This is a genomic window from Streptomyces sp. NPDC127084 (assembly GCF_042724175.1).
Lineage (GTDB): Bacteria > Actinomycetota > Actinomycetes > Streptomycetales > Streptomycetaceae > Streptomyces.
The window spans coordinates 8146-22742 of sequence record NZ_JBHXFA010000126.1 but is presented as its reverse complement, the minus strand read 5'-3'; the positions used below and the strand labels follow the sequence as shown (position 1 = coordinate 22742).

At 71.7% G+C, this 14597-nt stretch carries 10 protein-coding genes; 6 read left to right on the top strand and 4 right to left on the bottom strand.

The genetic code is table 11. The features are described 5' to 3' along the window. Positions 1 to 48: 48 nt before the first annotated feature. The 3 genes from prfB to ACFWI9_RS25355 all read right to left on the bottom strand — a co-directional run bounded on the left by prfB (position 49) and on the right by ACFWI9_RS25355 (position 4299). A complete protein-coding gene (prfB, locus tag ACFWI9_RS25365; RefSeq protein WP_387165353.1) occupies positions 49 to 1155 on the bottom strand; it encodes a peptide chain release factor 2 in 1107 nt (368 codons plus the stop codon). Between the two features lie 81 nt (positions 1156 to 1236). Further along, positions 1237 to 2478: a serine/threonine-protein kinase gene (locus tag ACFWI9_RS25360; RefSeq protein WP_387165352.1), complete on the bottom strand. Its 1242-nt coding sequence runs from the start codon at positions 2476 to 2478 to the stop codon at positions 1237 to 1239. A 156-nt stretch (positions 2479 to 2634) separates the two neighbouring features. Further along, a complete protein-coding gene (locus ACFWI9_RS25355; protein WP_387165351.1) occupies positions 2635 to 4299 on the bottom strand; it encodes a protein kinase in 1665 nt (554 codons plus the stop codon). A 499-nt stretch (positions 4300 to 4798) separates the two neighbouring features. Between ACFWI9_RS25355 and ACFWI9_RS25350 the strand changes: the two genes are divergently transcribed. The 4 genes from ACFWI9_RS25350 to ACFWI9_RS25335 all read left to right on the top strand — a co-directional run bounded on the left by ACFWI9_RS25350 (position 4799) and on the right by ACFWI9_RS25335 (position 11988). Then, on the top strand, positions 4799 to 8068 hold the full coding sequence (locus ACFWI9_RS25350) for an FHA domain-containing protein (RefSeq protein ID WP_387165350.1): 3270 nt from the start codon (positions 4799 to 4801) through the stop codon (positions 8066 to 8068). Positions 8069 to 8259: 191 nt separating this feature from the next. Next, positions 8260 to 9681 (top strand): ABC transporter substrate-binding protein, encoded by a 1422-nt coding sequence (locus tag ACFWI9_RS25345; RefSeq protein WP_387165349.1) that lies wholly within the window; start codon positions 8260 to 8262, stop codon positions 9679 to 9681. 85 nt (positions 9682 to 9766) lie between these two features. Further along, positions 9767 to 11053 (top strand): carbohydrate ABC transporter permease, encoded by a 1287-nt coding sequence (locus tag ACFWI9_RS25340; RefSeq protein WP_387165348.1) that lies wholly within the window; start codon positions 9767 to 9769, stop codon positions 11051 to 11053. Beyond that, the gene (locus ACFWI9_RS25335; RefSeq protein ID WP_387165347.1) at positions 11050 to 11988 is read left to right on the top strand and encodes a carbohydrate ABC transporter permease; all 939 of its coding nucleotides are present in this window, start codon (positions 11050 to 11052) and stop codon (positions 11986 to 11988) included. Before ACFWI9_RS25340 ends, ACFWI9_RS25335 begins: the two co-directional genes overlap by 4 nt. An 18-nt stretch (positions 11989 to 12006) precedes the next feature. Here ACFWI9_RS25335 and ACFWI9_RS25330 read toward each other — a convergent pair whose 3' ends face one another. Next, positions 12007 to 12630, bottom strand: a complete 624-nt coding sequence (locus tag ACFWI9_RS25330; RefSeq protein ID WP_387165346.1) for a TetR/AcrR family transcriptional regulator — start codon at positions 12628 to 12630, stop codon at positions 12007 to 12009. A gap of 118 nt (positions 12631 to 12748) precedes the next feature. Between ACFWI9_RS25330 and ACFWI9_RS25325 the strand changes: the two genes are divergently transcribed. After that, positions 12749 to 13660 (top strand): ABC transporter permease, encoded by a 912-nt coding sequence (locus tag ACFWI9_RS25325; RefSeq protein WP_387165355.1) that lies wholly within the window; start codon positions 12749 to 12751, stop codon positions 13658 to 13660. Positions 13661 to 13679: 19 nt separating this feature from the next. Then, positions 13680 to 14477, top strand: coding sequence for an ABC transporter ATP-binding protein (locus ACFWI9_RS25320; protein ID WP_387165354.1), 798 nt, complete (start codon positions 13680 to 13682; stop codon positions 14475 to 14477). The last annotated feature ends 120 nt before the right edge of the window (positions 14478 to 14597 follow it).

The following is a 14597-nucleotide window of genomic DNA, read 5'->3' as shown; positions in this document are numbered from 1 at the left end:
GCCGCCGGGCGCCCGCCATTTCCCTTGTCGACAAAACAACGTGTGCGGTTACTTCTCCTGCTGCTTGCGCCAGCGGATGCCCGCCTCGAGGAAGCCGTCGATCTCGCCGTCCAGCACCGACTGGGGATTGCCCACCTCGTGCTCCGTACGCAGGTCCTTGACCATCTGGTACGGGTGCAGGACATACGAACGCATCTGGTTGCCCCAGGAGTTGCCGCCGTCGCCCTTGAGTGCGTCCATCTTGGCCTGCTCCTCCTGGCGGCGGCGCTCAAGGAGCTTGGCCTGGAGGACGTTCATCGCGCTCGCCTTGTTCTGGATCTGGGAGCGCTCGTTCTGGCAGGAGACCACGATGCCGGTCGGGATGTGGGTGATGCGGACCGCGGAGTCCGTGGTGTTGACTCCCTGGCCGCCCGGACCGGACGCGCGGTAGACGTCCACTCGCAGCTCGGACTCGTCGATCTCGACATGGTCTGACTGCTCGACGACCGGAAGCACCTCGACACCGGCGAAGGAGGTCTGGCGGCGGCCCTGGTTGTCGAACGGAGAGATACGGACCAGGCGGTGGGTGCCCTGCTCGACAGAGAGCGTGCCGTAGGCATACGGCGCCTTGACCACAAAGGTGGTCGACTTGATGCCGGCCTCTTCCGCGTACGAGGTCTCGTAGACCTCCGTGCCGTAACCGTGGCGCTCCGCCCAGCGCAGGTACATGCGCTGGAGCTGCTCGGCGAAGTCCGCGGCGTCGACGCCGCCCGCCTCGGCGCGGATGTTGACCAGGGCCTCGCGCTCGTCGTACTCACCGGACAGGAGGGTGCGGACCTCCATCTCGTCCAGCGCCTTGCGGACGGCCTCCAGCTCGGTCTCGGCTTCCGCGCGGGTGTCCGGGTCGTCCTCGGCCTCGGCGAGCTCGAAGAGCACTTCGAGATCGTCGATGCGCCCGCGCAGTGCCTCCGCCTTGCGGACCTCGGCCTGGAGGTGCGAGAGCCTGCTGGTGATCTTCTGCGCCGCCTCGGGGTCGTCCCACAGGGACGGTGCCGCCGCCTGCTCCTCGAGCGCGGCGATGTCTGCCCTCATCCTGTCGAGGTCCAGGACGGCCTCGATCGACCCCATGGTCGAGGAGAGGGACTTCAGCTCTTCGGATACATCGACGACTGCCACGGGACCAGCGTAACGGCTGGCCGGGCCGTACCGTCCCGCCCGTCCTGGACAAGGGGAGACAAAGGGGCGACAAAGCGGACGCTACGGCTGTGACGGGGCCGACTGCTTCGAGTCCCGGGGTGGTACGCCCTCGTCGTCGCCGTCCGCGGCAAGCCAGCTACCGGCCCCGATCGCCGCCGCGAGCACGAGCCCCGCGACACCGAGGGTGATCCGGCGCCTGCGGACAGCCTCCGCCTTGTGGCGGGCGGAGCCGGGGCGGCGCTGCCCCGGGGTACGCGGGGCGCGGGCCGTACCGCGGGCGCCGCCCGCGAGCTCGTCCGGGCCCGGGACGCGCATGGAGGTGTGGGTGTCCCGGTTGGAGTCGGTGGCCGCGCCGGGAACCAGCGGGACAGCCGCCCTGCGGGGTGCGCTGGAGACGGCGGGATAGGGGGAGTCGGCGTCGGCTCCGGCGTCGAAGGGCGGCTCGGCGTCCGGCTCGTCCACATCGAGTGGGGGCATGCCCTTCAGCATCGGCTGGAGCTCACGCAGCCGCGCCGCGAGCTCGGACGCGCGCAGCCGGGAGGCGGGCGCCTTGGCCAGGCACTGCACGATCAGCTGCCACAGCTCGTCGGGGATACCCGGCAGGGGCACCACGGTCTCGGTGACATGCCGGCGCAGTACGGCCCCCGGGTGACCGCCGCCGAACGGGGTGAAGCCCGCGAGCAGCTCGTAGAGCACCGTCGCGAGGGCGTAGATGTCGACGGCGGCGCGGGGCGGCAGGCCCTCCACGATCTCCGGGGCCAGATAGTCGGGTGTCCCGATGATCCGAGTGGCCCGAGTGCGGCGCGGGGTGTCGATCAGCTTGGCGACGCCGAAGTCGGTGAGCAGCGCGGGGTGGGAGCCGCCGGGTCCGAGCGGGCCCTCCATGTCGAGCAGGATGTTCTCCGGCTTGACGTCGCGGTGGACCACACCGGCGGCATGGGCGGCGGCGAGGCCCTCGGCGACGTCGGCGGCGATGGCCACCGCGGCGGCTGGCGCGAGCCGCCGCTCCCGGTCGAGGCGGGTACGCAGATCGGTTCCGCGGACGAGGTCCATCACCAGGGCGAGGTCATTGCCGTCCACGACGAGGTCATGGACGCCGACGACCCGCGGGTGGTCGAGCCCGAGCAGCGCCGTACGCTCCCGGACGAAGCGCCCGACGAGCTCCTCGTCGGAGGCCAGGTCCTCACGCAGCAGCTTGATGGCGACGGGGCCTTCGGGCCCCTCGCCAAGCCACACCGTGCCGGCGCTGCCCCGCCCGAGGATCTGGTGGGCGGTGTACCGGCTGCCGATATTCCGTGCCAAAACTGCTCCCTCAGCGGCTGGCGTTGCCCACAAACTACGCGGGTATCGGGGTGTTCAGTGCCCCGAATGGCGCCGGCCGTCACTTCTGCGGGGCTATTTCCCCCGTGCAAGCACCGCAGAAAGTCGACATAGCGACAGGGTCGCCGACTGGGAGGGTCATTGACCGGGGGTACCCGTGCCTCCGGTTCCCGGGTCCGAGCCGACCAGCTCTTCAATGAAGTCGGTCACCTTGCCGATTCCGTCACCGATGGTGTTCCAGTAGCTCTTGCCGGTGCCGATCCAGTCCTGGAGCGGGGTGAGTTCCCAGATCAGCCAACCCGCGACGAACAGCAGCACGAGAGTGAACAGACAGCCCTTGAGGCAGCCGAGGCCGGGGATCCGCATCGGGTTGGCGCTGCGCTGCCGAGGAGGGCGCGGTTCACGCTGCGGGCGCTGGGCGGGCCGCTGAGGCTGTTGAGGCGGCGGTGGCTGCGGCGGGGCGTACTGCTGCCGCTGCGGGACGTAGTCCTGAGGCGCGGCGGGGGCGTACTGCTGCGGAGGGGGCGCGTACCGCTGTCCGCGCTGCGGCTGCCCCTGGGGGCGCGGTCCGGGCCGCTGCGGGGGCTGATGCGGCGGCGCCTGGCGCTGCGGGCGGCGGCGCAGCGGGTCCTCGCTCGGGTCCAGGTACTGGACCTGGGTCTGCTCGTTGCGGTCCCGGGCCGCCTGCAGTTGGGACTGCCAGGGGTGGGCGTCGTCGGGCCCGGCACCCTGGGGAACGGGCGGCATGACTGCGGTCGGATCGGCGGCGCCGCTTGACGCGCCGGTGTGCGGGAGCACGCTGGTGGCGGCCCCCGGGTCGTACTGCGCGGCGTTGGTCGGCAGCACCTGGGTAGGGTCGCCGGCACCCGGCATCTGCGGGACGGCGGCGGGATCGGGGTCGGGTGCGAGCAGCACGCCGACGCCCTCCGCGGCCTCGATCTGCGCGGGCGTGGAGTGCACACCGATTCCGGCGGCCACGGTACGAAGCCCGCGGGCGAGGTTCTCGGCGCTGGGCCGCTCACCCGGCTCCTTACGCAGGCAGCGCTCTATGACCGTCCAGAGCGGGCCCGGGACGGTGGAGGGGCGGCGCGGCTCTTCGCTCAGATGGCGGTGCAGCACTTCGAGTGCCGTGCCGCCGGCGAACGGCGGACGGCCGGTGACCAGCTCGTACAGCAGGATTCCAGCGCCGTAGATGTCGACGGCCGAGGTCTGCGGACGGCCTTCGGCGGATTCGGGGGCCACATAGGCGGGTGTGCCGACGAACTCGTGCGTACGGGTCAGGCCGGGGGAGTCCGCGAGCCGCGCGATACCGAAGTCGGTGAGCATCGGGTGCATCTCGCCCGCCCGCTCGGCGAGCAGGACGTTCGCGGGCTTGAGGTCGCGGTGCACCACGCCGTCGGTGTGGCTGGCGGCGAGCGCGTCCGCGATCTGCGCCGTGAGCAGACAGGCTCCCACAGGCGAGAAGGGGCCGTTCTCCCGGAGGTAGCGGTGCAGGTCGGGACCCTCGACCAGATCCATCACCAGAGCGAGCAGATCGCCCTCGACCACGAGGTCGCGGGTGCGGACGATGTTCGGGTGGGTGAGCCGGAGCAGCACGGAGCGCTCGCGCAGGAAGCGCATCACCACGTCCGCGTCGTTCGCCAGCTCTTCCTTGAGGACCTTGATCGCCACGGTCTCACCCGGCTGGCCGGCGACGGCCGCCTCGGCTCCCGCGGTCTCGCGCTGGCGGGCTCGCCAGACGGTGCCCGTGGCGCCGCGGCCGAGCGGTTCCTCGAGCAGGTACTTGCTGCCTACCGGCCGCACGTCATGCGCTCCCTGCTGATCGTGGTACGTGGTTCTGGTCGTACGAGTCGTGTGTAGTAACGGGGTGGTACGGGTGGTATGGGTGGTACTGGCCACACTGACCCCCGACCATGTGTCCGACCCACTGTAGTGCCGCCGATCGGGTCACCGGCGGGCTCACCGGATGTGATGCGTGGGCCAGGTAAGACGCGCCCCGGCGGCCGGTGGTTGCCAGGTCAGCGAGAGCCGACGGCTCGCGCCACCGCCGCGTCGACCACCGAACGACTGTCCCAATGACAGCAGAGGCGATCCCAACCAGGAACTTTTGCACCCAGAGCCGACCAATCAAGATCACTTGAGGCCGGGTGGCGGGCGAGTTGTCAGTGGCAGGTGCGAGGATGCCTCCAGCACGGCGTGTGGGGTGGGGAGCGCTCAGCGCCGTGCCGACCTGCCGGGTGGGGGGATTCACAAGGCCGCTTCCCCTGCCGGGCACCCCGCGCAGAAGGGACCGCTGACGGCGATGCAGATCCGGCTGACCGTCCTCGCGCCGCGCAGCGGCCAGTCCACACCGCCTGTTCCGTCCGGCTCAGTCGGCTCGTCCACACCGCCTGCGGCGGGTGAGGAGGCCGGCGCCTCCCTGCCGTCCGGCGCGCGGCCCGGCTCGGCGCCCGCGCCGGACGGGGCGAGACGGGCCTGCGACGTCCTCGTCACCGCTCCCGCCGGTACGGCACTGGCGGCGGTGGCCTCCTCACTCGCGGCGGCCGTGGCCGGGCAGGACGTCGGCCAGGCCGTGCTCTACGCGGGCGGGGAGCGGCTGGACGCCCAGCGCTGCGCACTGGGCGAGCCTCCGCTGGTGGACGGAGCCGTGCTGGCGCTTCAGAGCCCTGTCGAGAACGGCGCGAGCGGCGCGAGCGGCGAGGTCGAAGCGGCGGCCCGGCTCCATGTGGTCGCGGGGCCGGACGCGGGCGGTGTGCATCTGCTGCACAGCGGTCGGATAGTGATCGGACGAGCGGCCGAGGCGGATGTCCCCCTTGACGACCCCGACGTCTCACGGCTCCACTGCGCGGTGACCGTCGCCGACGACGGCCGGGTCACCGTCGCCGACCTCGGCTCCACCAACGGCACCACGCTGGACGGCTCCCCCGTGGGCTCAGCCGCGGTCAGGATCTCCCCCGGAGCCCTGCTGCGCCTGGGTGAGTCCACACTGCGGCTCGCTCCGACGACCGCGCCGGAGGCGCTGACGACCACTCCGGACGGCGAGGGGCACCTGCGTGTGCGCGGGCAGGAGCACGCGCAGGAGCGCCCGGCTCGGGGGCGGCGGCCCGTGCCGTCCTGGGTCCGGGACGAGGCGGCGGCCCCGGGTCGGCTCCGGGGGCCCGGCGAACCGCTGGAGACGCACGAGCCGCACGAACCTTCGGCGGGAGTGGGCGAGGAAGTCGAGGCGGGTGCCCGGACCGGGGCAGGAGCGGGCGGGCCGCACGGCGACACCACCCACGGCAGCGGCATCTGGACGGTCCCGGCGGAGCCAGGATCCACGCCTGCCGAGCCCGGAGCCACGGCTGCCGGCGAGGGAAGCCGGGGCCGGGATGAGAGCGGGGCCCGACGGCGTGGCATAGGAGCCTGGGCCCGACGGCTCACCGGTGGACGGGGCATGGCCGGCACCGAGGGCGCGACCGCGTCCGGGGAGCCGGTGGCAGCCGCCGCCACCCCCCTGGTGGAGACCTGGCCCGACCCCGCCGCCGTACTGCTCACCGCGCTGGGCCCCGGCCCTCGGCTGTGGGAGCGTGATCCCGGGCACCCGGAGGAGTTCGTCGTACGACTCGGCACGGTGGACCGCGCGGACACGCCGTCCGTGCCGGTCACCGTGGGGCTACGGGAAGCCGGATCGCTCGGTCTCGCGGGGCCCCGGTCACGGCTCAGTGGGCTCGCCAGATCCGTCGTGGCCCAGTTGGCGGCACTGCACGCGCCCACGGGTCTGGAGCTCGTGCTGGTCAGCGCGGACCGTGCGAGGTCGCTGGAAGAGCGCAAGCGGGACTGGGGCTGGCTCGGCTGGCTGCCGCATCTGCGTCCCGCGCGCGGGCAGGACTGCCGGCTCCTCGTCGCGTTCGACCGCGACCAGGCCGCCGCCCGGACCGCTGAGCTGACCCGGCGGCTGGACGAGGGACCCCTCGGAGCCGGCTGGCCGAGCGCCGACCGCCGCGCCGTGGACGAGGCAGCCGCACGGCACACCGGGCCGCGCACCGTGCTGCTGCTGGACGGCGACCCCGGTTCGGCGGCGCTCCGGGAGACCACGGCACGGCTGGCCGGAGCCGGGGCGGCCGCGGGCATCCATGTGATCTGCCTGGCCGAGACCCCGGCCGCCTCTCCGTCGTCGCCGGTCGCGGCCACGTACGAGGAGGCCTGCGCGGCGTCCCTCGCCTTCCGCGAGTGCGGGGCGGTCGCGCTGCTGAGCGGTGATGTGGCGACAGCGCTGCGGCTGCTGCGTACGGCGGGCGGGCAGCCCGTGGGGCACGGCACGGTCGCTGCCGTGGACGCGGTCTCCGCTGCCTGGGCCCAGCGCTTCGCCCGGGCACTCGCGCCGTTGCGTGCCGCGGAAGGACGGCAAGGCGGGAGTGCGGACGGCCAGAGTGCCCCACCTGTGGCGTCGCCGCTGCCGCGGTCGGCGCGGCTGCTGGACGAGCTGGGCCTGGCCAGGGCCACGCCCGCCTCTCTGATGGCCCGCTGGGCATCGGCCTCAGCCGGCACCGCGGTACTGGGCGCGGGCTCGCGCGGACCGCTCGCGGTCGACCTGGTCAACGACGGTCCCCATCTGCTGATCGAGGGGCCGGCCGGCAGCGGCCGTACGGAGCTGCTGCGCGCCGTCGCCGCTTCACTCGCCGCCGCGGGCCGCCCGGACGAGCTCGGTCTGCTGCTCGTGGACGGCGCGGGCGGGGAGCGGGGCGAGGGGCTTGCCGCCTGTATGGATCTGCCCCATGTCGGCGAGCATCTGGTCGCGTCGGAGCCGGTCCGGATGCGGGCGTTCGCTCAGGCACTCGGCGGGGAGCTGAAGCGGCGCGCCGAGCTGCTGGACGGCGAGAGCTTCCTGGAGTGGCAGACGCGGCGTGAGGTCTCGGGGCGGCTGGTGGGCCAGCGCAGGCCGGGCCAGACCGGCGGCGGCCCCCGTGGTGGCGACGACACCCCTGGCAGCGGTGCGCCGACGGGCGGACAGACCGGGGCGGCGGCTTCCCCGGCTCCCGCCTCTTCTCCCGCTTCCTCCTCTGCGCTGTCCCGGCTGGTCGTGCTCGTCGACGACTACGACGCGCTGGTCGCCCCCGCACTCGGCAGCCCCGGTCGGCCCGCCGCGGGATCCGTCGTACGGGCGCTGGAGGCCGTGGCCAGGGACGGAGAGCGGCTCGGTGTCCATCTGGTCGCCACATCCGCGCGTCCGGACCGTACGGCGGACACCCGGCTGGCGCGCGATGTCCGGCTGCGGGTGGAGCTCGACGCCCCCGCGGTGGCACCCGGCCCGGATGACGCGGCCCCGGGCCGTGGTCGCCTGACTCGTCCGGACGGTGCAGTCGCACCGTTCCAGGCGGGCCGGGTGACGGGCCGCATCCCCCGTACGGCGACCCAGCGGCCCACCGTGGTGGAGCTGGAGTGGGAGCGGATGGGTGACCCGCCCGCCCGTCGCCCGGTCCGTGAGCTGGGCAACGGCCCCACCGACCTGGCTTTGCTGGCCAGCGCCCTGGACCGGGCGGCCCGCTCGGTCGACGCCACCCGGCTCCCCCGGCTGACCTCGTCCCGCGCCTGAGACGTCCGGCGGCGGCGCGGGGCGCCTGACCCTACGTCACGAGGGCATCACGATCGGCCGCTTGACGGCGATGGCGCTCTTGCCTCCCCTGGGCACCGGGCGTAGACCTGACTGCACGGGACGGAAGCGGTGCTGCCTGCGTCACGGCCGGGCACGCCCTCCGGAAGGCGTACGGCAGAGACGGGGCAGTGATGCGCTCAACGCGGAAAATCGCACGTGGTCGTACGCACCGGGGCACCGGCTCCGCTGGGGTGGTCCGCAGGTCCCCCGGGCCGGCCAGGGCAGCCGCCGCCCTCGTCGCCTTGGGCGTGCTCGCGCTCACCGGATGCGGCGGTGACGGGGAAGGCGGTAGCGGCGCACCGGAGAAGACCGGCGGCGACTCGGCCGCCACGGTCCGGCTGCCCAGGCTGGACGGCCAGAAGATCGAGGTCGCCGCCGTCTGGACGGGCCCCGAGCAGGAGAACTTCACCAAGGTCCTCAAGGAGTTCGAGAAGCGCACCGGTGCCAAGGTCACGTTCGTCCCCGCCCAGGACCCGATCGTCAACTTCCTGGGTACGAAGATCGCCGGCGGCAGCCCGCCCGATGTCGCGATGCTTCCGCAGGTCGGCGCGATCCAGCAGGCGGTCGACCAGAAGTGGGCCAAGCCCCTCGGCACCGAGGCCAAGGCCCAGCTCGCCAAGAACTACGCCAAGGGCTGGCAGGACCTCGGCTCGGTCGGCGGCACCCCGTACGGCGTGTACTTCAAGGCCGCCAACAAGTCGCTCTTCTGGTACAACAACGCCGTCTTCGAGAACGCCGGTGCCACCGTCCCCACGACCTGGGACGACCTGATGAAGACCGCTGAGACGATCTCGGCGTCCGGCGTCACGCCCGTGTCGATCGGCGGCGCGGACGGCTGGACGCTCACCGACTGGTTCGAGAACGTCTATCTCTCCCAGGCGGGCCCGGAGAAGTACGACCAGCTCGCCAAGCACCAGATCAAGTGGACGGACCCCTCGGTGACCCAGGCGCTGACGACGCTCGGGGAGCTCTTCGGCAAACCGTCCCTGATCGCGGGCGGCGCGGCCGGTGCGCTCCAGACGGAGTTCCCCAAGTCCGTCACCCAAACCTTCACCGGGGGCGACCAGCCCAAGGCGGCGATGGTCTTCGAAGGCGACTTCGTCACCGTCAACATCGCGCAGACCGACGCGAAGATCGGCACGGACGCCAAGGTGTTCCCGTTCCCCAGGGTCGGCGCCGAGCCGCCGGTGGTGACGGGTGGCGACGCGGCCGTGGCCCTCAAGGACTCCAAGGGCGCGCAGGCGCTGCTGACCTTCCTGGCCTCGCCGGACGCCGCGAAGATCTGGGCCGAGTCCGGTGGCTTCGTGTCCCCCAACAAGAACCTGGACCTGTCCGCGTATCCGAACGATGTCCAGCGGGAGATCGCCAAGGCCCTGATCGCCGCGGGCGACGACTTCCGCTTCGATATGTCGGACCAGATGCCTCAGTCGTTCGGCGGCACTCCCGGCAAGGGCGAGTGGAAGGCGCTCCAGGACTTCCTGAAGAACCCGAAGGACATCGCTGGTACGCAGGCGCGGCTGGAGGCCGACGCGGCCAAGGCGTACAAGGACTGACGCCGCCGTGACCGCGCCGCACAGCGAACGGCCACGACCCGGGAAACGGCCACGGCACGAGAAGCGGGCCAAGGCACGCGGGAGCGTGACCGGCACCCGCGGACTGGTCGCCGCCGGTTTCCTGCTTCCCGCGCTGGTGCTGCTCGGCGCGCTCGTGGTCTATCCGATCGGGTACTCGGCCTACCGGTCGTTCTTCGACAAGTCCGGCAACGGCTTCGCCGGGCTCGGCAACTACGTCGAGATCTTCACCGACGACACCATCCTCACCGCCGTCAAGAACAACGCGATCTGGGTCGTGGTCGCCCCGACCGTGGCCACCGGGCTCGGCCTGGTGTTCGCGGTGCTCACCGAACGGGTGCGCTGGGGCACCGCGTTCAAGCTGGTCGTCTTCATGCCCATGGCGATCTCGATGCTGGCCGCGGGGATCATCTTCCGATTGGTGTACGAGCAGGATCCGGAGCGCGGAGTGGCGAACGCGGTCTGGGTGGGGGTGCATGACACCTTCGCCGCTTCGGCCGGCTATCCGCATGCCCACCCCCTGCCCGCGCATCCGCTGGAGGCGGCGGGCGGCGGGGCGTTCATCACCAGGGACCCCGTCTCGGCGGACGGCCCCGCGGTGCGGCTGCCCCTCGTGGGGGTGGCCCCCGCGAAGATGCCGGACGACGCCAGGCCCGCCAGGACCCCGGCCCCGGAGCCGGGGAAGATCACCGGCACCGCCTGGCTGGACTTCACCCGGGGCGGCGGCGGCAAGCCCAACTCCGTCGATCCGGAGGAGCTGGGCCTCAAGGGCATCGAGATCGAGGCGGTGAAGGACGGCAGGGTCGTCGCCACGGCCACGGCGGGCGCCGACGGTACGTTCACCCTCCCCGCGCAGGCGGACGGCGCCCGGCTGCGGCTGCCCGAGAGCAATTTCCGGGAGCCCTACAACGGGGTCGACTGGCTCGGGCCTTCCCTGGTGACTCCAGCGATCATCGGCTCATACGTCTGGATGTGGGCGGGCTTCGCGATGGTGCTGATCGCGGCGGGGCTGGCCGCCGTGCCACGTGAGCTGCTGGAGGCCGCCAGGGTGGACGGGGCCAGTGAGTGGCAGGTCTTCCGGATGGTGACCGTACCGCTGCTGGCTCCGGTCCTCGCGGTGGTCATGGTCACGCTGATGATCAACGTACTGAAGATCTTCGACCTGGTGTTCATCATCTCGCCCGGCTCCTCCCAGGACGATGCGAACGTGCTGGCGCTCCAGCTCTACCGCTCGTCCTTCGGCACCGACGCCGATCTGGGCGTGGGCAGTGCGATCGCGGTGCTCCTGCTGCTGCTGGTGGTGCCGGTGATGCTGTTCAACATCCGCAGGATGCGAAGGGAGACGCGCCGATGACCACGACGGGCCCGGATGGCGCGGATGGTACGTCCGGCACGGGCGGCGCGAGCGGTACATCCGGCGCTCAGCCGCCCAAGGCGAAACCCACGCTCGCCGCACGGATCGCAGCTCGCACGGGCGGCGGCACCATGCGGGTCTTCCTCGTCCTCGTCGGGCTCTTCTGGCTGATGCCGACGATCGGCCTGCTGCTCTCCTCGCTGCGTTCCCCCGCCGACATCAGCGCCAGCGGCTGGTGGGAGGTGTTCACCCAGCCCGCCCAGCTCACCGCCGAGAACTACTCCAGGCTGCTCCAGAACGACACCATCACCCGGTCCCTGCTCTCCACGATCCTGATCACCGTCCCGTCGACCGTTCTGGTCGTGGTGATCGGCTCGCTGGCCGGTTATGCCTTCGCCTGGATGGACTTCCCCGGGCGTGACTGGTGGTTCCTGGCCGTGGTCGCGCTGCTCGTGGTCCCGGTGCAGGTCGCCCTGGTCCCGGTGTCGAAGCTGTTCGGCGAGATCGGGATCTTCGAGACGACGGCCGGAGTGGTGGTCTTCCATGTCGCCTTCGGGCTCCCCTTCGCGATCTTCCTGCTGCGGAACTTCTTCGCGGAGATCCCGAGGGAACTGCTGGAGGCCGCCCGGCTGGACGGGGCGGGCGAGATCAGGCTGTTCACCCGGGTGGTGCTGCCGCTGGGTGCTCCGGCGATCGCATCCCTGGGCATCTTCCAGTTCCTGTGGGTGTGGAACGACATGCTGGTGGCGTTGATCTTCGCCGACTCCGAGTCGCCCCCGATCACGGTCGCCCTCCAGCAGCAGGTGCGGCAGTTCGGCAACAACATCGACGTACTGGCCCCCGGGGCGTTCGTGTCGATGGTGATCCCGCTGGTGGTGTTCTTCGCGTTCCAACGGCAGTTCGTGTCCGGGGTGATGGCGGGGGCGGTCAAGTAGCCGGCCACGCCCGCCCCGTCAGTCCTTGCGGGTGAGGGCCGCGACGGCCGAGGCCGCGAGGTCGTCCAGGTACCCCTTCGGCAAGCCGCTCCGTACCACCACGAGCCGCCAGTACAGCGGCCCGATGATCAGGTCCAGCGCGCGGTCGGGATCGGCCGACTCCGGGAGCTCGCCGCGTGCCACCGCGTCGCGCACCACCAACGCCGCGACCCCCCGCTGGCTGTCGAACAAGGCCTCCCTGATCGCCTGGGCGATCTCCGGGTGGCGGGCGGACTCGACCAGCAGATCGGGGATGACCTGGGACGCCACCCGGTGGCGCAGGGCACGCGAGGCGACTTCGAGCAGCGCGCGGACATCCCCGTACAGCGAACCGGTCGCCGGGGCGGGCAGCCCTTCGGCGGCGAACACCGATACGAGGTCCAGGACCAGGGACAGCTTGGACTTCCAGCGCCGGTAGACCGCGGTCTTGCCGACCCCTGCCCGCCGGGCGATGCCCTCGATCGACATCCGGGCGAAGCCGACCGTCGCCAGTTCCTCGAAGACGGCAGCACGGATGGCCTCGGTGACGTCCTCCCGGAGCACGGCTGCTCCCGCGGGGGTACGGCGTGGGGTGCCCGGCTCCGTGGTCATGCCCACGAGCATAGCCCGTGACGACGAAACGGTTGCGTTGCGACGCAGCCACGCCCTACTGTCCACGTAGCGACGATACGGTTGCGTTGCGACGACGAGTGGGAGCGGGTACGTGAGCGTCAGCGTGAGCGTGGACAGCCGGACGACCACCGGACCGGGATCACCGGTGACCGCGGACAGTCCGGGCGAGCTGGCCGCCCGGCACGGACTGAAGGTCAGCGGCGCCCGCCCACCGCTCCCCGAATACATCCGGCAGCTGTGGTCCCGCCGCCACTTCATCACCGCGTTCGCGACCGCCCGGCTCACCGCTCAGTACAGCCAGGCGAAGCTGGGCCAGGTCTGGCAACTGATGACCCCGCTGCTCAACGCGGCGGTCTACTACGTGATCTTCGGAGTGCTGCTCGACACCAGCAAACATGTGCCCGACTTCGTGCCGTTCCTGGTCACCGGCGTGTTCATCTGGACGTTCACAGCCAATTCGATCATGGCGGGGACCAAGGCCATCTCCGGCAACATCGGACTGGTCCGGGCCCTGCACTTCCCCCGCGCCGCCCTGCCCATCGCGCTGGCGCTCCAGCAGCTCCAGCAGCTGCTGTTCTCGCTGGGCGCCCTGGCCGTCATCCTGATGGGCTTCGGGCAGTTCCCCAAGGCGTCCTGGCTCCTGGCCGTCCCCGCGCTACTGCTCCAGGCACTCTTCAACACCGGCGTCTCGATGATCATGGCGCGGCTGGCGGCCCGGACCCCGGACATCGCGCAGCTGATGCCGTTCGTGCTCCGCACCTGGATGTACGCGTCCGGCGTGATGTTCAGCCTGCATGCCCAGCTCAAGGGGGCGCACCTGCCGGAGGCCGTCGTGCTGGCGCTCCAGTGCAACCCGGCGGCCGTCTACATCGACCTGGTCCGTTTCGCGTTCATAGACAGCTACACCTCGGCTCAGCTGCCGCCGCATGTCTGGGCGGTCGCCCTCGGCTGGGCCGTGCTCGCCGGGGTGGGCGGATTCGTGTACTTCTGGAAGGCAGAGGAGCAGTACGGCCGTGGCTGACCACATCGCAGCGGACACGCTGGCAGAGGCACAAACACCGACGCAGACGCTGGACAGGATCCCCACCGTCGTCGCCGACGACGTGCACATCACCTACACCGTCAACGGCGCGAAGACGGGTCGCGGCTCCGCCACGGCGGCCCTGGGCCGGATCCTCCGCGGCGGGAACCCCGACAGCGGCGGGCGCAGGGTCCACGCCGTCAAAGGGGTCAGCTTCACCGCCTACAAGGGGGAGGCCATCGGTCTGATCGGCTCCAACGGCTCGGGGAAGTCCACCCTGCTGAAGGCCATCGCCGGGCTGCTGCCCACCGCCAAGGGCAGGGTCTACACCCATGGCCAACCTTCGCTGCTCGGGGTGAACGCCGCGCTCATGGGCGATCTCACCGGTGAACGCAACGTGATCCTCGGTGGTCTCGCGATGGGCATGACCCGCGAGGAGATCCGGGAGCGCTACGAGGAGATCGTGGAGTTCTCCGGGATCAACGAGAAGGACGACTTCGTCTCCCTGCCGATGCGGACGTACTCCTCAGGTATGGGCGCCCGGCTGCGGTTCTCCATCGCCGCCGCCAAGTCCCACGATGTGCTGCTCATCGATGAGGCCCTGGCGACCGGCGACGCGAAGTTCCAGCGCCGCAGCCGGCAGCGGATCGCGGAGCTGCGGGAGCAGGCGGGCACCGTGTTCCTGGTCAGCCACAGCAATGGCACGATCACCCAGACGTGTGACCGGGCGCTGTGGTTGGAGTCCGGCACGCTGCGAATGGACGGGCCCGCCAAGGAGGTCGTCGCCGCGTACGAGGCCTTCACCGGCAAGAAGTAGCGCGCTCACGCGTGCCGAGGGGGGGCCCCCCCCCCGGGGGGGGGGCCCCCCCCCTCCCCCCGGCGCCGGGGGGGGGGGGGCGCCGCACCCGCGCCCACCGGCCCGCAGCCCCCCCCCCGG

Coding starts and splice junctions, on each gene's coding strand:
- ACFWI9_RS25350 (WP_387165350.1), top strand. CDS start 4,799: ATGCAGATCCGGCTGACCGTCCTCGCGCCGCGCAGCGGCCAGTCCACA.
- ACFWI9_RS25345 (WP_387165349.1), top strand. CDS start 8,260: ATGCGCTCAACGCGGAAAATCGCACGTGGTCGTACGCACCGGGGCACC.
- ACFWI9_RS25335 (WP_387165347.1), top strand. CDS start 11,050: ATGACCACGACGGGCCCGGATGGCGCGGATGGTACGTCCGGCACGGGC.
- ACFWI9_RS25330 (WP_387165346.1), bottom strand. CDS start 12,630: ATGCTCGTGGGCATGACCACGGAGCCGGGCACCCCACGCCGTACCCCC.